The sequence below is a fragment of the Candidatus Accumulibacter contiguus genome (assembly GCF_036625285.1).
Classification (GTDB): domain Bacteria; phylum Pseudomonadota; class Gammaproteobacteria; order Burkholderiales; family Rhodocyclaceae; genus Accumulibacter; species Accumulibacter contiguus.
Genome location: NZ_JAZKUC010000001.1, coordinates 94,754 through 112,019, shown reverse-complemented (window position 1 = coordinate 112,019; position 17,266 = coordinate 94,754). Strand labels below are relative to the sequence as shown.

17 protein-coding genes and 1 other RNA gene are annotated in these 17,266 nt (G+C 62.2%); 9 read left to right on the top strand and 9 right to left on the bottom strand.

All coding sequences use genetic code 11. The features are described from left to right. Window positions 1–91: 91 nt before the first annotated feature. The 9 genes from recR to V5B59_RS00460 form a co-directional block, all read right to left on the bottom strand. The gene (recR, locus tag V5B59_RS00500; protein WP_034910397.1) at window positions 92–694 is read right to left on the bottom strand and encodes a recombination mediator RecR; all 603 of its coding nucleotides are present in this window, start codon (window positions 692–694) and stop codon (window positions 92–94) included. Then, window positions 694–1,017 (bottom strand): YbaB/EbfC family nucleoid-associated protein, encoded by a 324-nt coding sequence (locus tag V5B59_RS00495; RefSeq protein WP_034910394.1) that lies wholly within the window; start codon window positions 1,015–1,017, stop codon window positions 694–696. Before V5B59_RS00495 ends, recR begins: the two co-directional genes overlap by 1 nt. Before the next feature lie 31 nt (window positions 1,018–1,048). Then, a complete protein-coding gene (gene dnaX / locus V5B59_RS00490; RefSeq protein WP_332351316.1) occupies window positions 1,049–2,683 on the bottom strand; it encodes a DNA polymerase III subunit gamma/tau in 1,635 nt (544 codons plus the stop codon). Window positions 2,684–2,784: 101 nt separating this feature from the next. Continuing rightward, window positions 2,785–2,883, bottom strand: an RNA gene (gene ffs / locus V5B59_RS00485) — signal recognition particle sRNA small type. An 18-nt stretch (window positions 2,884–2,901) separates the two neighbouring features. Further along, the gene (locus tag V5B59_RS00480) at window positions 2,902–3,159 is read right to left on the bottom strand and encodes a hypothetical protein (protein ID WP_169069555.1); all 258 of its coding nucleotides are present in this window, start codon (window positions 3,157–3,159) and stop codon (window positions 2,902–2,904) included. A 24-nt stretch (window positions 3,160–3,183) separates the two neighbouring features. Beyond that, complete coding sequence (gene thiS / locus V5B59_RS00475; RefSeq protein WP_034910388.1) at window positions 3,184–3,438, bottom strand: sulfur carrier protein ThiS; 255 nt, start codon at window positions 3,436–3,438, stop codon at window positions 3,184–3,186. Next, the gene (locus tag V5B59_RS00470; RefSeq protein ID WP_034910387.1) at window positions 3,438–4,688 is read right to left on the bottom strand and encodes an NAD(P)/FAD-dependent oxidoreductase; all 1,251 of its coding nucleotides are present in this window, start codon (window positions 4,686–4,688) and stop codon (window positions 3,438–3,440) included. Before V5B59_RS00470 ends, thiS begins: the two co-directional genes overlap by 1 nt. A gap of 1 nt (window position 4,689) precedes the next feature. After that, window positions 4,690–6,537, bottom strand: coding sequence for an aldehyde ferredoxin oxidoreductase family protein (locus tag V5B59_RS00465; RefSeq protein ID WP_169069554.1), 1,848 nt, complete (start codon window positions 6,535–6,537; stop codon window positions 4,690–4,692). Window positions 6,538–6,549: 12 nt separating this feature from the next. Continuing rightward, window positions 6,550–7,023: a 4Fe-4S dicluster domain-containing protein gene (locus V5B59_RS00460; protein WP_034914782.1), complete on the bottom strand. Its 474-nt coding sequence runs from the start codon at window positions 7,021–7,023 to the stop codon at window positions 6,550–6,552. A gap of 422 nt (window positions 7,024–7,445) precedes the next feature. Between V5B59_RS00460 and V5B59_RS00455 the strand changes: the two genes are divergently transcribed. The 9 genes from V5B59_RS00455 (at window position 7,446) to V5B59_RS00415 (ending at window position 17,264) form a co-directional block, all read left to right on the top strand. Beyond that, entirely contained in the window at window positions 7,446–8,201 is a 756-nt protein-coding gene (locus V5B59_RS00455; RefSeq protein ID WP_169069603.1) for a fused MFS/spermidine synthase, read from the top strand. Window positions 8,202–8,813: 612 nt separating this feature from the next. After that, entirely contained in the window at window positions 8,814–10,955 is a 2,142-nt protein-coding gene (locus tag V5B59_RS00450; protein WP_308240062.1) for an ATP-binding protein, read from the top strand. A 36-nt stretch (window positions 10,956–10,991) separates the two neighbouring features. Then, entirely contained in the window at window positions 10,992–12,644 is a 1,653-nt protein-coding gene (locus V5B59_RS00445) for a DUF4157 domain-containing protein (RefSeq protein ID WP_332351307.1), read from the top strand. A gap of 18 nt (window positions 12,645–12,662) precedes the next feature. Next, the gene (locus tag V5B59_RS00440) at window positions 12,663–13,517 is read left to right on the top strand and encodes a Pvc16 family protein (protein ID WP_169069552.1); all 855 of its coding nucleotides are present in this window, start codon (window positions 12,663–12,665) and stop codon (window positions 13,515–13,517) included. A 151-nt stretch (window positions 13,518–13,668) separates the two neighbouring features. After that, a complete protein-coding gene (locus tag V5B59_RS00435; protein WP_169069551.1) occupies window positions 13,669–14,919 on the top strand; it encodes a phage tail sheath family protein in 1,251 nt (416 codons plus the stop codon). Between the two features lie 9 nt (window positions 14,920–14,928). After that, window positions 14,929–16,068, top strand: a complete 1,140-nt coding sequence (locus tag V5B59_RS00430; RefSeq protein WP_169069550.1) for a phage tail sheath family protein — start codon at window positions 14,929–14,931, stop codon at window positions 16,066–16,068. Between the two features lie 173 nt (window positions 16,069–16,241). Beyond that, the gene (locus V5B59_RS00425) at window positions 16,242–16,676 is read left to right on the top strand and encodes a phage tail protein (protein WP_034915949.1); all 435 of its coding nucleotides are present in this window, start codon (window positions 16,242–16,244) and stop codon (window positions 16,674–16,676) included. 58 nt (window positions 16,677–16,734) lie between these two features. Beyond that, entirely contained in the window at window positions 16,735–17,112 is a 378-nt protein-coding gene (locus V5B59_RS00420; protein WP_034915952.1) for a hypothetical protein, read from the top strand. 26 nt (window positions 17,113–17,138) lie between these two features. Then, complete coding sequence (locus V5B59_RS00415) at window positions 17,139–17,264, top strand: DUF6760 family protein (RefSeq protein WP_308240066.1); 126 nt, start codon at window positions 17,139–17,141, stop codon at window positions 17,262–17,264. Window positions 17,265–17,266 lie beyond the last annotated feature (2 nt).

Here is a 17,266-nt window from a genome sequence, read left to right as displayed (position 1 = left end):
TCCCTAGAACGTAATGAAAAGTTGGTACGAACTAAACCGCCGCATTATACGTCAATCTTGATTCGGATTGAATCGCGAAACGCCCAAAACGCTAGCCTACAAGCGGTCGACGCTCGCGCAGGGCCTGCGCCAGGGTTCCCGCATCGACGTATTCGAGTTCGCCGCCAACCGGCACGCCGCGTGCGATGCGCGACACGCTGACGCCGCGACTCCTGAGCAGTTCGGAAAGGTAGTGCGCAGTTGCTTCCCCCTCGTTGGTGTAATTGGTGGCGATGATCACTTCCCGTACCACGCCATCGCAGGCACGTGCCAGCAGACGCTCGAGGTGCAACTCGCCGGCGCCGATGCCGTCCAGCGGCGAGACGCGCCCCATCAGCACGTAGTACAAGCCCGCATAGGCATGCGTCTGCTCGAGCATGTTCATATCCACCGGCGTTTCGACGACGCACAGCAGGCTCCCGTCGCGCTTGTGCGAGAGACAGCGGGAGCAGATTTCGGACTCGGTAAAAGTGTTGCAGCGCTGACAGTGACGGAGTGCGCCGAGCGCCAGCTGCAGCGATTCAGCCAGACGCTGGGCGCCGGAGCGATTGTGCTGCAGCAGGTAGTAAGCCATGCGCTGCGCCGATTTTGGACCGACACCCGGCAGGCAGCGCAAAGCCTCGATCAATGACTCGAGGCTAGACGGCGTATTCATCAGAACGGCATTTTGAACCCGGGTGGCAGATTGAGTCCGGCGGAAAAACCGGCCATCCGCTGCTGGGAAACTTCCTCGGCGCGCCGCAGGGCGTCGTTCAGAGCGGCCGCAATGAGATCCTCGAGCATCTCCTTGTCGTCCATCACCGAAGGGTCGATGGTGACCCGGCGCACATTGTGGTTACCGGTCATCAGCACCTTGACCATGCCGGCGCCGGATTGTCCCTCGACTTCGAGCTGTGCGAGCTCTTCCTGAGCTTTCTTCATATTTTCCTGCATCTGCTGAGCCTGTTTCATCAGGCCGGCGATTCCGCCTTTCATCATCTTGCTTGCCTCGCTTTGAACGATTGAACGATTAAATGGGTTTTATGGAAGATTCGATCAGGGTGGCGTCGAAGGTCTCGATGAGCTCTCGAACGAAGCCATCCTGCTCGACCGAAGCGATGGCGAGATCCATGCGCTCGCGGCGGTCGCGCTCTGCGGCGGCAGCGGGCGTATCCCCCGAGCCTTCTTCGAGTTCGATCAGCAGTTGCAGCGGCCGGCCGAAATGCTCGACGAGCGACTGCTGCAGTTTGTCCTGTGCCGGTTTCATCAGCAGATGGCGGTGCGTCGGGGAAAGGCGCAGGAGCATCCGTGCCTTTCCGAGATCGCGCAGTTCACAGTGCTGTGCCAGTTCCCGTGCCATGCCACTGACCTTGAGTGCGGCGAGAATGTCGTGCCAGCCAGTTTCCGAACCGGCTTCTGCAGGCACCGGTGCTATCGCCGCAACAGACGCCGCGGTTTGCCCAGGCGCCGCCGCCAGCTTCGAGGGTGCCGGCTGCGGTGCGGCTGCGGTGCCTGGCAGTGGCGCCGCCAGCGGGCGGCCAGCGGGCGCAGTACTCCGTTGTCCGCCGGAAGCGTCGTCGAGCGCTGGGCGAAAGGCATACAGACGCAGCAGCGTCATGATGAAACCCGCCTGCTCATCGGGCGCCAGCGGTAATTCCTGACGGCCATGCACGGCAATCTGATAGGCGAGCTGAACGAACTCCGGATCGAGCCTGGCAGCGATTTCGAGAAGACGCGAACGCTCCGGCAAATCGTCGGCGATCGCCTGGGGTGCGAGCTGGGCAATCTGCAGACGGGTGAACAGGCTGGCCATCTCCTGCAACGCCGCGTCAAAGGACAGGCTGCGTGCGGCCATCTCGTCGGCAACCTGGAGCATGCCTGCCGCATCTCCGGCGAGCAGGGCATCGGTAATCGAGAACAGGTGGTCAAGATCGACTGCGCCGAGCATCTCGCGCACCTGCACTTCCTCGATCTTGCCCGAACCATGCGCGATCGCCTGGTCGAGCAGCGACAGCGCATCGCGCATGCTGCCTGCTGCCGAGCGCGCCAGCAGGTGCAGGGCAGCGCTCTCGGCGCTGATCGCCTCGACTTCGAGAATGTGTTTGAGATGACCGACGATCAGCGGCTGCGTCATCTGCTTGAGATTGAACTGTAGACAGCGTGACAGCACGGTCACCGGAATTTTCTGCGGGTCGGTGGTCGCGAGAATGAACTTGACGTGCTCCGGCGGCTCTTCGAGGGTCTTCAGCATGGCGTTGAAGGCCGAGTTCGAAAGCATGTGCACTTCGTCGATCACATAGACCTTGAAGCGGCCGCGCGTTGGCGCATAGACCGCGTTCTCGAGAAGCTGGCGCATTTCATCGACCTTGGTATTGGTCGCCGCGTCCACTTCAAGCAGATCGACGAAACGCCCGGAATCGATTTCCCGGCAGGCGGAACAGACGCCGCAGGGGCTTGCCGTGACGCCGCTCTCGCAATTCAGTGCTTTGGCAAGAATGCGCGCCAGCGTGGTTTTCCCGACCCCGCGCGTACCGGTAAACAGATAGGCATGATGCAGGCGTTGTTCGGTCAGCGCGTGCGTCAGTGCCCGGACAACGTGCTCCTGCCCGACCAGGCTGGCAAATGTTCGCGGGCGCCATTTGCGCGCCAGGACTTGGTAACTCATGGGCGGATTCTAGCAGATGGCGTTACCGACCCCGCTGCTGTTGGCCACGGAGGGGTTTCGGGGCAACTCTGGGCAAAGGTCGGTGGCAGAAGGAAGTGGAAGGTGGCGAGCCTTACCCCCGGCACTCACATCAGACGGCTGTGGCTGCTTCCTTCCGGACCTGACCAGGTTCACCATCCTGCGATGCGGGGAGACCCGCCACTCGGAATGCTATCACATCAGCCGCCGCCGCGTTGGAAATAGCGCAGGAAGTCGTCGATGAAATCGGCTTCCTGGTCGGCGTTGCCGCCAGTGAAGGCAATTGACACGACGAGACGCGGCAACTGCAGTGCGCCAAGCCGTAGCGCCGGCAGCAGCCGGCAGGAAATGTCCACGCTGCGCTCTGGACGCTCGAGGCGCCATTCCTGCGCTTGCTGCTCCACGCACCAGCCGGTCAACAGCGGCTGCAATTGGCGCTCGAATTCATGAATAGTCAAGCTCATCGTGAAATGGGCCACGGCTCAGCCGCCGGCGATCGGTGGCCAGATCGCCAGGGCGTCACCCGGTGCCAGGCAGCGCTCGGCGCGTAAATGCGGCGGAATGAATTCGCCATTGACCAGAACCAGATGCACCAGGCGCGGCGGCAGCGCCCAGGAATCAATCACCGAGGCAACGCTGCACCCGTCGGCAACGTCGAGTGACAAGGCATTGGTCCGCCGGGCCGTCGCGGGCAGGTAATCGGAGAGCGAAGCGAACAGCTTCAAGGTGATTTCCATCAGTGCGCCATGGCCAGCCCCCTGGCGAGATAGGCTTCACTGAGTTGCAGGGGGTTGGCGAGCAGACGATCTTTCCATTCACCGAGACGCACCTGTCCCTGAATCAGGCCACGCAACACCCCGATGTGCTCGGTATGGCCGATGCAATTGGCACCGACCAGCCGATCCCCGTCAAACGCCAGACGCAGGTAACGAAACCCGGCTTCGTCGAGCAGTTGCACGCTTTCGCCGCCGGCAACGCCCTGCCATTGACCAAAGGACGCGGAAATCAGCCCCAGGGTATCGAGAATGTTGAAAACGAAGGTGCCGGGCAAGACTGCCGGCTGACCGGCCATGTGGAGTGCCGCGACGCGCGCCTGCTCGACGGCATCGGGCTGAATGGCATTGACGACGCGCAGACCGGTTCCGAATTCGACCGCTTCAGCGACGTCACCGGCTGCGTAAATACCAGCGACGCTGGTCTGCATCGACGCGTCGACGAGCACCCCGGCATCGACTGCGACACCACTGCCATAGAGGAAAGCGATGTTCGGCCTGACTCCCGTCGCACTGATCAGCGCGTCGACCTCCAGGGTTTCGCCATCGTCGAGCTGGACCCGCAGCGCTTCGCCTGCCGCAGCGATCGCCACCACCCGCCGGCCGGTCAGGACGCGCACCCCTCGCGCCTCGCACCAGCGGCGAAGCATCGCTCCGGCCACGGCATCGAGCATCCGCGGCACCATCCGGTCACCCATCTCGACGACCGTCAGTTGCGGGCCGCGCGCCGCCAGCGACTCCATGATGATGCAGCCGATGAAACCGGCGCCCATCTGCAGCACACGCACGCCCCGGCCTATGCCGGCGGCGATCATCCGCGCATCGGCCAGCGTCCAGCACGACCAGACCTTTGGCAAATCGATGCCGGGAACCGGCGGGCGAACCGGCTGCGCACCGCTGGCGATCAGCAGGCGATCGTAGGGAAGCAGCTGGCCATCGGCCAGCCTGAGCGAGCGAGCTCCGCTATCGATGGCCTCGACCCGGCCACGCAGCATACGGATGCGCAAACGTTCGAAATGCTCCGCATTCTTGCGCAGATAGGTGCCCGCCTCGTCGATCTGTCCCATCAGCAGGTAGGGAATCGCCATCCGGGAATACGGCGGCTCGGCTTCGTCACCAATCAGCGTGATCTCGGCCGCTGCATCGGCACGTCGCAGCGTCTCGGCGGCAACGACCCCGGCCGGGCCGTTGCCGATAATGACGTGGCGGGTCACCTCAGAGACCCAGGCGAGCGCGTGTGGCCGTTGTCGGGACGCCGTCCGGGGTCCAGCCACGCAGGCTGTAGTACTCCGGCAGCATCTTCCCGAGTTCGGCCACCATGCCCTTCGAAGCACCGGTCTTGCACGGTTCCGTGAGCAGGCGCGGCGGCAGGGTGTCATCCTTGCTGGTGATCCCGGCCGCCAGATTGAAGTCGCGTTCGAGGTTCCAGATCCGCTCGCCCATCGCCAGCAGCGATTCCAGCGACCAGTCGCCCGGGCAAGCCGCCTGAATCTGCGGTTGAATGTCGTGCAGGGTCCACGCGAAGGTGGTGAATACGCACAGGCCGCTCGAATCGACGACGGCGGTGGCATCCTGAAACGCTTTCAGGAGTTCGGGCTTGCCGTCGGTATCCCTGGGGTCGGTCTTCACCGGGATGCCGAAAACCTCGCTGGAAACCACGTAACCGCGCAAATGACAGGCACCGCGGTTCGACGTTGCATAGGCCAGACCCATGCCCTGCAGCGCGCGTCCGTCGTAAGCCGGAAACTCTTGCCCCTTGACGGTCATCGACAACTCCGGCCGGCCATATCGGGTACACAGACGCTTCGATCCCTGCCCGACGATCTTGCCGAAGCCTTCGCCGCGCGCCGTCATTTCCGCCAAGCTGCACAGGGCTGCGGCAGAACCGAAAGGCGCTTCGAGGCCGATCTCTTCGCTGGTCAGGACACCCAGCTCGTACAGTTCCATGACTGCACCGACCGTCGCCCCGAACGAGATCGGATCCATGCCGTCTTCGTTGCACAGCAGGTTGGCGTATTGCAGCGCCTCGAGGTCGTCGACGCCGTTGGCATTGCCCAGCGCCCAGGCACTTTCGTATTCGAGGCCGCCGTTGGCCCCCCAATATTCCGGTTTGGTCTGCACCGAGAAGTGTGTCTCGTCGATCCGCGAAATCCGGCCGCAGGCGATGGTGCAGCCAAAGCAGGCCTGATTGGTGACCAGATGCGTCCTGCCGTCGGTGGCGCGCTTTTCGTGCATCGCTTCCGCCGAAATCTTGCGCGCCCCTTCGAACTGCACATCGCGGTGGTTGCGCGTCGGCGAAGCGCCCATTTCGTTGATCACGTTCATCAGCACCTGCGTGCCGTAGGTCGGCAGACCCTGGCCGGTGACCGCATTCTCCGCCAGCACCTTCTTGCCGGCGGTCACGGCCGCCATGAATGCCTTGGGATCGGCGATGTTGCCCACACCGAGCGTACCGCGAACGGCAATCGCCTTGAGATTCTTCGACCCCATCACGGCGCCGACACCCGAGCGGCCGGCGGCGCGGTGCAGATCGTTCACGATCGCCGCAAACAGGACCTGGTTTTCCCCGGCGCGGCCAATGCTCGATACCCGCAGCAGCGAATCCTGATGACGCTTCTTGAGGGTGCCTTCGGTGTCCCATACGGTCTTTCCCCACAGATCGTCCGCAGGCAGCAGGGTCGCTTTCTCGTTTTCAATGTGCAGATAGACCGGCTGCGGCGACCTGCCCTCGAAGATGAGCATGTCCCAGCCCGCCGATTTCAGTTCGGCACCGAAGTAGCCCCCCGAATTCGAGCAGGCAATCACGCCGGTCAGGGGCCCCTTGGTGATCACCGAATAGCGGCCGCCGGTCGACGCCATCGTGCCGGTCAACGGGCCGGTCGCGTAGATGAGCTTGTTTTCCGGAGACAGCGGGTCGACTTTCGGGTCGATCTCGCTGACCAGGTATTTGCTGGCCAGCCCACGCTGGCCGAGATACTGTGCTGCCCAGGCCATGTTCAGCGGTTCGCTGCTGCAGGTCCCCTGGGTCAGGTTGACGCGAAGAATTTTGCGTGTCCAGGCCATGATCGTTCCTCCTCAAAGGCGTGCCGCACTATCGGTTTTCTGTGCCCACTGACGCATCCGTTGCAGACCCGTCCAGTCCGCATCAATGTAGGTAATGGCGCCGGTCGGGCAAGCCGTCGCGCAGGCCGGGTCACCACCACAGAGGTCGCACTTCTGGACCTTTCCCGAGTCATGGTTGTAATTGATCGTCCCGAACGGACAGGCAATCGTGCACACCTTGCAGCCCACGCATACCGCTTCGAGGACCACCTTGGCACCGCTGCCACTGTCGATCTTGATCGCCTCGACCGGGCAGGCGTTGAGACACCACGCTTCCGCGCACTGCGTGCAGGTATAGGGCACCTTGCGGCCTTCGTGGTGAAAGTCGAAAACCTTGATTCGCGATTTGGACGGGTTGAAAATCCCGGTATTCTCGTAAGAGCAGGCCATTTCGCACTGCAAGCAACCGGTGCATTTGCCCGGATCGATGTGCAAGGACTTCTGCATGACGTCGTCTCCTCCGTTGAGTGATCGATGATCCTGTTGAATGACGTCGCACCTCCGACCGCGACTGGAATGAGCACTATAGGCAACCCTGGAGCGTTATGAAAGTTGCGCTGCAACAAAGCGCTGCATGCGCCAGGTATGCGCAGTTCAGGCAGGCATTGCCGGCACTTCGCCTCGCCTCCAGCAAGCGTCGAAATGGCATCCGAAGAACCAGGTAAAATGTCGACAAAATGTACGGTTGCCCCGTCGTACCGCTTGGCCTGTCGGCACAAGCTTTTGCATACAGGAAACGAAATCATACGCTCCCCCTTCCGAGAAGCCTTCGCGCAGACCATTCCTTGCCCGCACGTAAACACACTCTTCCCGAGCGATTCCGCCAGACCCTGCAGGCACTCGACTTCCGCCGGCAACTGCAGCGCCTGATGGCCCGCAGCACCATCGAAATCAGCGAGAAGGCCGGCGTACGCTACCTGCACTTCTCGTCCGCCTGGATCCAGGGGGCGATGCGCATTCAGCGTCCGAACGCCCTCGAACTGCCCTACACGCGCGAAATGATGGCTGGCCTCTTGCTGCGCGCGCCGCCCTGGCCGCGCCAGGCCTTGCTGATCGGCCTCGGCGCCGGATCGCTGGCCAAGTTCATCTACCACCGCCTGCCGGCAACCCGGATCACCGTCGTCGAGATCGATCCGCAGGTCGAAATGATCGCGCGCCTGCACTTCAAACTGCCGGACGACCCCCTGCGGCTGCGCGTCGTCATCGCCGATGGCGCCGAGTACATGCTCCAGGGCGACAGCCACCATGACTACATCCTGGTCGACGGCTTCGACCGCGATGCCCGCGCCGGCGTGCTCGACACCCTGCCCTTTTACCAGGCCTGCCGTGCGCGCCTCAGCGAGAATGGTTTGCTGGCAGTCAATCTGCTCGGTCGCGAGCATGCTTTCGAGGCCAGTGCCGAACGCATCCAGCGGGCTTTCGACGGCCGTGCGATGATCTTTCCCTCCTGCGACAGCGGCAACACCATCGCCTTCGCCGCCGCCGGCGAGCACGTCGATGCCAGCCACGACGAACTGATCCACCGCGCCAACCAGTGCCTGCAAGAAACCGGGCTCAATCTCCTGCCGACCGTCGCCCGACTGCAACAGGAACACTATCTGGCCAACGATCGCTTGCGCTTCTGAGCCTCCCAACCCCGCGCGCGGGCCAGGCGCTCTCAAAGAAACACGGAGTAGGCCCGCCGGCCCTTGCGCCTGCAGGTTACTTGCTCCACATTGTTCAAGTAAGCCGCTGCACGGCAGGCTGTTGCGCGCACTGACGTAATCGTACTTCGTAAAGTGCGCGCTGCTGCGGCAACCGCCACTGCCCAGTCTGCCAGGGCCGAAGCGTGGCTCGCGCGTCAACTCGATCGGCCAGCAATTCCCATTTTGGCCAACGAGGCCTTCTGCTTCCCCACTGATCGCATGGAAATCGGCAATATTTAGTGGCCAAACCCCTCTCATGGACGGCAGAAAGGCGCTTTCCGACCAGTTCGCCCCATTGCTTCGGTCATAATGAGAATTGCTGCAAAGAGGTGCGGCATCCCCGGCCGATTGATGGGATACTTGTCGTACTCGGGGATGCCGCTCGGTCGAGTACCACGCCTGGCGACTTCTCGATCGCTCACCCGTTCTTGTCCGACAGGGGATTGGCTATCCCGCTCGCCCGGCCTGTAAGCGTCGTCCTGCACCCTTCTGGTCTGCTGCGGCATCAACCTTCCCTGGGGCTGAACAGTCAACACACCAGGCTCGATTCATGTGAATGAACTCAACGCCCCAGACTCGGCATTCCAGGATCTGCAGCCGGCATGGCAGCGGCTGGACAGACTCTTGCAGGCGGCCATTGCGGCAGCCCAGTCTGTCTATGGACCCGAGGCGGCTGCTGATCCTTACCGGGGGCTATACATCGGACTCGGCGAGGTGGAGGCCTTGCTGGCCCGTCAACCCGGTATCCCGGTGCTGCAGAATGCTGCACGTGAGCTGCCGTTGTCGGAAGCTCTGGGCGAGCGGTGTCGTCTGCGGCGCCTGGCAAGCGCGTTCCAGCTATCGTCGTTCGACCTGGACGTGCTTCTGGTCGCCCTGGCGCCGGAAGTGGATCTGCGTTACGAACGGCTCTATGCCTACCTGCAGGATGATGTGACGCGTCGTCGACCGAGCATCGATCTGGCTTTCAATCTGCTGTGCACTTCGCCCGAGGACAAGCTGGCCAGGCGCGCCCATGTTGCCGCCGCAGCCCCTCTGTGCCGCCATGCCCTGCTTTCCCTGCTCGCTGATCCTCAGCAACTCCGGCCGCCGCTGCTGGCGCAGTATCTCAAGCTGGATGGACAGATCATCGCCTACCTGTTGGCTGACGACACCCTCGACGCCCGTCTGACATCGTGCTGCGAATGGGCTGAACCGACGGCCACTTTCGCCGACCTGCCGGTCGGCAGCGAGCTGAAGAAGGCCATCACGGGAATGGCGATCCAGGCCAGGGAAAGGCAGCAATCGCTCAGACTCTACCTGCAGGGACCACCAGGCGTCGGCAAACGCGGGCTTGCCGAGGCGCTGGCCGGTCTGCTCGGGGCGCCTCTGCTGGTTGCCGACCTGGCGCGCACACCGATTGCCGTCGAGGAATTCGCAGCGGTGCTGACCGTGCTGTTCCGCACTGCCCTCCTCCAGGAGGCCATGCTGTATTGCACCGGCTTCGACACGCTGCTGGCCGGTGAGCACGCCCGGCGGTATCAGGATCTGCTGAACAGGATCGGCAGGCATGCAGGCGTCGTCATTCTGGCCGGTTCGCAGGCCTGGCGGCCCGCCGCCGACCCGACCAGGACAATCCAGGCGATCCGCTTCCCGGCGATCGATTTCTGGCAACGACGGGCGTACCTGCAGACCTGCCTGGCAGCGAGCGGCATCGCGCTGGCAGCGAGCGAGCTGGAGGCCCTGGCCGGGCGCCTGCAGTTGACGCCCGAACAGATCTCCGGAACCGTTGCCGGCGCGGTCAATCTGGCGCGTTGGCGTGGCGCCCTGACAGCGACGCGACCCGACGAAACGCCGAACAGCCAGCCGACGCTCGCCGAACTGTTTGCCGCCGCCCGCGCCCAATCCGATCACCATCTGCACGATCTGGCACGCAAGATCACGCCCAGATACACCTGGGACGATCTGGTCTTACCGGCCGATGAACTGGCTCAGCTCCACGAAATCTGTCAGCAGGCCAAGCACCGCCATACCGTCTACGATCAATGGGGTTTCGGCCGCAAGCCTGCTCTCGGCAAAGGGCTGAACGTCCTGTTCTCGGGTCCGCCGGGCACCGGCAAAACAATGGCTGGCGATGTCATCGCCAATGAACTATCTTTAACGCTATACAAGATCGATCTCTCCCAGGTCGTCAGCAAGTACATCGGCGAGACCGAGAAGAACCTCGAACGTATCTTTACTGCCGCCCAGAACACCCATGCAATCCTCTTCTTCGATGAAGCCGATGCCTTGTTCGGCAAACGTTCCGAAGTCAGGGACGCGCACGACCGCTACGCCAACATCGAAGTGGGCTATTTGCTGCAGAAGATGGAAGAATACGAAGGAGTGGCCATCCTGGCGACCAATCTGCGCAGTCACATGGACGATGCCTTCGTCCGCCGAATGCATGCCATCGTCGAGTTCCCGTTCCCGGACGAGCTGCAACGGCGCCGCATTTGGGAAGTCATGTTTCCGCCCGAGGCGCCGCTGGCGGAGGATTTGGATTTGGCGGTGCTGGCTCGCGAGGTCAAGCTGGCCGGGGGGAACATCAGGAACATCGCGCTGACGGCGGCGTTTTACGCTGCCGACGCCGGAGAGACGATCGGGATGTCGCATCTGCTGCGGGCGGCACGGCGGGAGCATCAGAAAATTGGGCGAACGTGGAATGAAGTGAAGTGAAACGCGTCAATGATGTCAGCATCGGGGGGCTCGGCAGTGAGGACAAGGACTGTTCACGAGGGCAATGGCGAAATCTCGACGACGGCACAGGTCAGGCAGCGCCCGCTGCAACCTGACCCGGTAGCACGGCCGCTGCAAGAGGCCGGTGCGTTGCAGAATCTCCAGCGCACGCACGGCAATCGCTTTGTGCAGCGGCTCCTGGCCCAGCGTACACAGGCCAATGCTGAGTCTGTGCCTGCTCCAGGCGTGGAACAAGCCATCCAGCGTTCCCTTGGCCGCGGACAGCCGCTGGAAAGCGGCGTGCGCACGCGCATGGAATCCGCTTTCGGCGCCGACTTCAGCGGCGTGCAGGTGCACACCAACGCAGAAGCTGACACGCTCAATCGAGCGCTGAGCGCACGTGCCTTTACCACCGGCAAGGACATCTTCTTTGGTCAGGGAGAGTACAACCCGCAGAGTTCGGCTGGACGGGAGACATTGGCTCATGAACTGACGCATGTGCTGCAGCAAGGCGGCAGCACGATTCAGGCTGAACTCTCCGTCAGTCAACCGGACGACCCCTGCGAACAGGAGGCGGACCGGGTCGCGCGCGCGGTCATGCAACAGGAGGAACAGTCCAGGCCAGACACGGCGAGCCACGCGCCGATACCGGGTGAGCTGGTGCCGCCGCCCGTTGCTGGCAAGATACCACGCCTACAGCGTTTGACCGTGCCGCTGGCAGGCTGGGGTGAGGTGCCGCGATCCATGGACGACTCCAACATGGAGATCAACCTCAGCGTCTCGCTGTCGGTCGGTGGACAAAGAACGATGGAACGTACTTTTTCCAGCAGTCAACGAGAAAGTATTTCGATCCCTTTGAACACCAATGCCTCTCTGCAAATTGCAGGCTCGGTCACTGTTGAGCGCGACGACCCCATACTCAACAACACCAACTCCTGGGACGTCGATTACACATGGCGGGTTGCGGTGGATGAACGTGGCGCGATAAGACTTTATGCCCCGACGCACGGATTGACGGGTGGCGCCGGGGATGCGCCCTGGTCTCTCAGCGTCACGCCGGTTCAGGGGGAGACCAGCGTTGGACTGGCTCTGACGCTTGGCTCGACCGAGTCGACGAGCGTGGGCAATGAGATCCCGGTGGAATTTGGCGGCAGCTTTGAGCCGTTCGGTATTGGTGTAGACGTCAGCGCCGGATACTCCCGCTCATGGGGAACGTCTACCGGCTCGACCCTGACCGCCGGGCGCGGATTCGTCGTTGACATCGAAACGCCCGCACCACCGCCGGAGATTACCTTCGGACCGATCACCGTGATACGACACCACGCTTACTATTTCAACACCGGTCAGGCGACACCAGGGACGAATCCCTCGACACGAGAAGAAGAAAGCATACGTTTGACCACTTTTCTCATGAATCTTGATCCATATGGCGAAGGGGGAAGCGATCTCTCCGGTTTCGTTGACGGCTATGCAAGTCCTCTTGGCAACTTCGAGCGCAACCGGGAGTTGGCGCGCGCGCGCGCTCATTACATCCTGAGTAGAATCAGGGATCTATTGCCACGCGCCAACTTCTTGCCGCGTGTCTATGGCGAAGAAATTTGGCGCGAGGAAGGTGTTCCGGACGTTGATAATAGCGAAAGACACCGGGTGGTCATCCTGGAGATACGGCAGAGTTCACCAGCGGAATAGACGGGATATTCCTGAAGCATGATTCGCGACCTGAGTCTGACACTGCGCTCTCTGCTGGACGATCCAGCCCTGGCAAGCGCTTACCCGGAACTTGCGGCGGCGCAGGTCGTCTTTGACCGGCCGGCGGAGTCCTTCAACCCGGCGCAGACGACGGTCAACCTGTTCTTGTACGACATCCGCGAAAATCTCGAACTGCGCAGCAGCGAGCCTTTGCTCGAACGCCACAGCGGTCAGGCGATCATCCATCCGCCGCCATTGCGGGTCGCCTGTGCGTATCTGGTCACCGCCTGGCCGGTCGGCGGCAGCGAGCTACCGTTGCAGGAGCATCGCCTGCTGAGCCAGACGCTGCAGGTGCTCGCCCGCTATCCGACGATTCCCGCCGCGTTCCTGCAAGGCCAGCTGCTGGGACAGCAACCGCCGTTACCGATGCTGGCGGCGCAAACCGACGGCTTGAAGGATCCCGCCGATTTCTGGACGGCCATCGGCAACAAGCTGCGTCCGTCGATCACCGTCACGGCAACACTGGCAATGGAGAGGTTTGCACCGATCACGGAACCGCTCGCGATCACCGGGCAGGTCGATCTCGGGGAACGCACGAACGCTGCAGGCGAAGACCTGAAGCCGGCTACCCGGCAAGTCCTCCTGCGCGTCGCCGGGAGGGTTACCGACGCCAGCAGTCTTCCTGTAGCGCACGCCCAGGTGACGCTGCTCCGGACGGGTGTCGAGACGGTGACCGACGCGGCAGGCCGGTATACACTGAGCGTACCGGAGCCGGGCACCTTTGACTTGCGAGTACAGGCCGGCGCAACCCAGATGACGACCAGCATCACCGTTCCGGTCAGCGCTGGAAACAACTACGACGTGCAAATTTAGGCTATCCAAACCGCTAACGGTCATGACTTTTCCAGGCACCCCCGATCATGAATGTCGTGACCGCTTCCCTCTCCCCCGACCCCTCCCCCGCGCGGGGGGAGGGGAGATTCGTGAGTCGCATACGCGACTTTCACATTAAGGAGTAAGGCGTATGTCACAATACCTGTCACCCGGTGTCTATGTTGAAGAAGTCCCGTCGGCGATCAAGGCCATCGCTGGCGTCAGTACCAGCACGGCCGGTTTCGTCGGCGTCGTACCGGACAAGATTCACCTCCTTGCCAAAGACCAGGCGGCGCCCGCAGGAATCAAGTTCGTGGACTTCAGCCTGCCGACACCTGCCGGTACTCCCAGGCTGATCACCAGTTGGACACAATTCACCAAGGCCTTCGGCGACCTGATCGGCAGCGAGGCGGTGGCAGCGACTACGGACCCCGGTCCGGCGATCGACAGCGGTCATCGTAACCTCGCACATGCGGTCTATGGCTTCTTCAACAACGGTGGTAGCCGCTGTTACGTGGTACGGGTCCTCTCGGCGACCGACTTCGACGATGCCCTCAAGGCCTTCGCGGCGATCGACGAAATCGCTCTGGTCGCCGCACCCGGCATGACCGATGACGCCAGCCGTGACAAGCTGGTGACGCACTGCCTGCGCACATCCGATCGCTTTGCGATTCTCGACGGACCGGAGAGCGTCAGCGATTTGACGACGCTGACCCGGATTCCCGCTGACTCCAATCCCGGCGTGATGCCGAAGAAAACCGATTACGCGGCCTGGTATTTCCCGTGGATCAAGGTTTTCGATCCCGCTGCCAGACTGCAGGGCAGTGATGGCGTGATCGGTGTGCCCCCCAGCGGTCACCTGGCGGGCATCTACGCACGCGTCGACAACCTGCGGGGCGTGCACAAAGCCCCGGCCAACGAGGTCATCCTCGGCGCGCTCGATGTCACGCAACCCCTGAGCAAGGCGGAGCAGGACGGTTTGAACCCGAAAGGGGTCAATTGCATCCGCGTGCTCAATGACAACATCTTTGCCTGGGGGGCGCGCACCGTCGGCGGCGATGCCAACGCCGATCTGAAGTACATCAATGTGCGCCGCACCCTGTTGTTCCTGCGCGAGTCGATCGATGAGGGTCTGCAATGGGCGGTGTTCGAACCCAACAATCCCGCGCTGTGGCAGAAAATCAATCGCAACGTAACGGCCTTTCTCACCAACGTCTGGCGTTCGGGAGCACTGTTCGGCACCACCGCGCAGGAGGCTTTCTATGTCAAGTGCGATGCGGAAACCAACCCGCCAGAGTTGCGCGAATTGGGTCAGGTAGTCACCGAGATCGGAGTATCGATCGTGCGGCCGGCGGAGTTCGTCATCTTCCGCATCAGTCAGTTCGTTGCACCCGGCAAGTAGGCGACACGGATGGCCGCCACCTGCCAGACTCCTGGTGTCTACCGCGAGGACGTCTTTCTCCAGCCAGCGACCGGCCTGCCGACCGGCATCGCTGGTTTCGTCGGCCTGGCGGCGGTCACCGGAGCGGCTGTGCCGGCTCCGATTCTGTTGCATCGCATGGAAGAACTCGTCGGTGCCCTGCCGTGCCCTCCAGACGGCTATCTCGGAGCTGCAATCACGGGTTTCTTTGCCAATGGTGGTCGCCGGTGTTATGTGGCACTTGCCGATCCCGCCGCTGCCGATCGGCTGGCCGCCCTGAAAAAGGCTCTTGCCAAGCTGGGAGCGCTCATCGACGTCGACCTGGTGGCGATGCCGGACGCCGTACTCCTGCCCGACCCTTCCGCCATCAACGAGGTGCAACACGCCATGCTGAGCCACTGCGCCGAGCACGGCGATCGCCTGGCAATTCTCGATACGGCGCCGAACAGTTCGGTAGACAGTGTGCTCGATCAGCGCCGAGGCATCACGCAAGGATTGACGGAACCCCTGAACGGAGCCCTCTATTTTCCCTGGCTGCAAACTGCGCTGAACCAATGGGTCCCGCCTTGCGGGCATGTGGCCGGGATCTTTGCGCGTACCGATGCCCGGGTCGGCGTATTCAAGGCGCCGGCCAACGAGGAAGTACGCGATGCCCTGAATCTGGAAGTGGCGATCGACAACTCGTTGCAGGATCGACTCAACCCGGAAGGCGTGAACTGCCTGCGCGCGTTTCCGGGGCGTGGCATCCGCGTCTGGGGCGCGCGCACGCTGAATCGCGATGCCGCCTGGCGCCATATCAATGTCCGACGGCTGTTCCTGACTGTTGGCCGCTGGGTCGACCGGAACATGACCTGGGCGGCTTTCGAGCCCAACGATCCGCGTTTATGGGTACGGATTCAGCGCGAGCTGCATCCGTACCTGACCGGATTGTGGCGAGCCGGGGCTTTGCAGGGGCAAACGCCGGCCGAAGGGTTTTACGTCAAGTGCGATGCCGATACCAATCCGCCGGAGACCCGCGAGGTTGGGCAGGTGGTAACCGAAATCGGTCTGGCCGCCACCGCACCGGCCGAGTTCATCGTGGTGCGCATCATCCACCGGGCGGGTGCGACGGACTCCGTCGAACGGTCATGACTTTTCCAGGCACCCCCGATCATGAAAATCATGACCGTTTCCCTCTCCCCCGACCCCTCCCCCGCGAGGGGGGAGGGGAGATTCGTGAGTCGCATACGCGACTTGCACATTAACTTGCCCGGTCCAATGAGAACCTGTATTCCCTTTCACCCAACCCAAGCGAAGGAGCTTCCATGCCTACCGGAACACGTACCGATCCCTATCGGGGCTTCAATTTCATGGTCGAAATCGATGGCATCACCCAGGCCGGTTTTCAGGAGTGTGGCGGCCTGGATGTCAGCACCGATCCGGTCGACTATCGCGAAGGGACCGACCCCAATCATGTCCGCAAGCTGACCGGCTTGAACAAATACGTCCCCGTCACGCTCAAGCGTGGCATCACCGATTCGGACGAATTGTGGAAATGGCGTCAGACGGTAATCGATGGCAAGGCCGAGCGGCGGAACGGTTCGATCATTCTGCTGGACGAGACCGGCGCGGAAAAGCTGCGCTGGAATTTCGTCGGTGCCTGGCCTTCCAAATGGACCGGTCCGACATTCAATTCGACCAACAATGCCGTCGCCATCGAGGCTCTGGAAATCACGCACGAGGAGTTGAAGAAAGCCTAGCAGCCAGACCTGAGGTCTGATGTGATCATTCATGATTTTCTACGAGACAGGAAAGATGATGCTGCAGACCGAGTTCCCATTCACCCTGCCGATGGGCTATATCGACAGCGAAGGCAACCTGCACAAGGAAGGTGTGATGCGTCTGGCCACGGCTTTTGATGAAATCGCACCGCTCAAGGATCCACGGGTGCATAACAACCCGGCGTACCTGCTGATCATCCTGTTGGCGCGCGTCATCATTCGCCTGGGAACCCTCGAGCAGATCAATCCCAAGATCGTCGAGGGTTTTTTCGCCGCCGATCTGGGATACTTGCAGAATCTCTATCGTCGCCTGAACGACAGCGGCAGCAACCGGGTGCATACCCAGTGCCCGTACTGTGAGAAGGAATTTGAAGTGGAGTTGAGCGAGCAGGGGGAGTCTGGCGCTACCCCGTAGAGCGGCTCTATGAAGAGGTAGCGTACATCGGATTTCATTTTCACTGGCCGCAACACGAGATCATGGATCTCGACCACCTGGAACGGCGCCGTTGGGTGTCGGAGATCGCCAGGATCAATCGACGCCTGAACGAGCAGTCCGAGAGCGGGTAACG

What these genes read in the sequence shown, in the direction of transcription:
- recR (WP_034910397.1), bottom strand. Translation starts at nt 694, where the DNA reads ATGAATACGCCGTCTAGCCTCGAGTCATTGATCGAGGCTTTGCGCTGC.
- V5B59_RS00495 (WP_034910394.1), bottom strand. Translation starts at nt 1,017, where the DNA reads ATGATGAAAGGCGGAATCGCCGGCCTGATGAAACAGGCTCAGCAGATG.
- dnaX (WP_332351316.1), bottom strand. Translation starts at nt 2,683, where the DNA reads ATGAGTTACCAAGTCCTGGCGCGCAAATGGCGCCCGCGAACATTTGCC.
- thiS (WP_034910388.1), bottom strand. Translation starts at nt 3,438, where the DNA reads ATGGAAATCACCTTGAAGCTGTTCGCTTCGCTCTCCGATTACCTGCCC.
- V5B59_RS00465 (WP_169069554.1), bottom strand. Translation starts at nt 6,537, where the DNA reads ATGGCCTGGACACGCAAAATTCTTCGCGTCAACCTGACCCAGGGGACC.
- V5B59_RS00460 (WP_034914782.1), bottom strand. Translation starts at nt 7,023, where the DNA reads ATGCAGAAGTCCTTGCACATCGATCCGGGCAAATGCACCGGTTGCTTG.
- V5B59_RS00455 (WP_169069603.1), top strand. Translation starts at nt 7,446, where the DNA reads ATGGCCCGCAGCACCATCGAAATCAGCGAGAAGGCCGGCGTACGCTAC.
- V5B59_RS00440 (WP_169069552.1), top strand. Translation starts at nt 12,663, where the DNA reads ATGATTCGCGACCTGAGTCTGACACTGCGCTCTCTGCTGGACGATCCA.
- V5B59_RS00435 (WP_169069551.1), top strand. Translation starts at nt 13,669, where the DNA reads ATGTCACAATACCTGTCACCCGGTGTCTATGTTGAAGAAGTCCCGTCG.
- V5B59_RS00430 (WP_169069550.1), top strand. Translation starts at nt 14,929, where the DNA reads ATGGCCGCCACCTGCCAGACTCCTGGTGTCTACCGCGAGGACGTCTTT.
- V5B59_RS00425 (WP_034915949.1), top strand. Translation starts at nt 16,242, where the DNA reads ATGCCTACCGGAACACGTACCGATCCCTATCGGGGCTTCAATTTCATG.
- V5B59_RS00420 (WP_034915952.1), top strand. Translation starts at nt 16,735, where the DNA reads ATGCTGCAGACCGAGTTCCCATTCACCCTGCCGATGGGCTATATCGAC.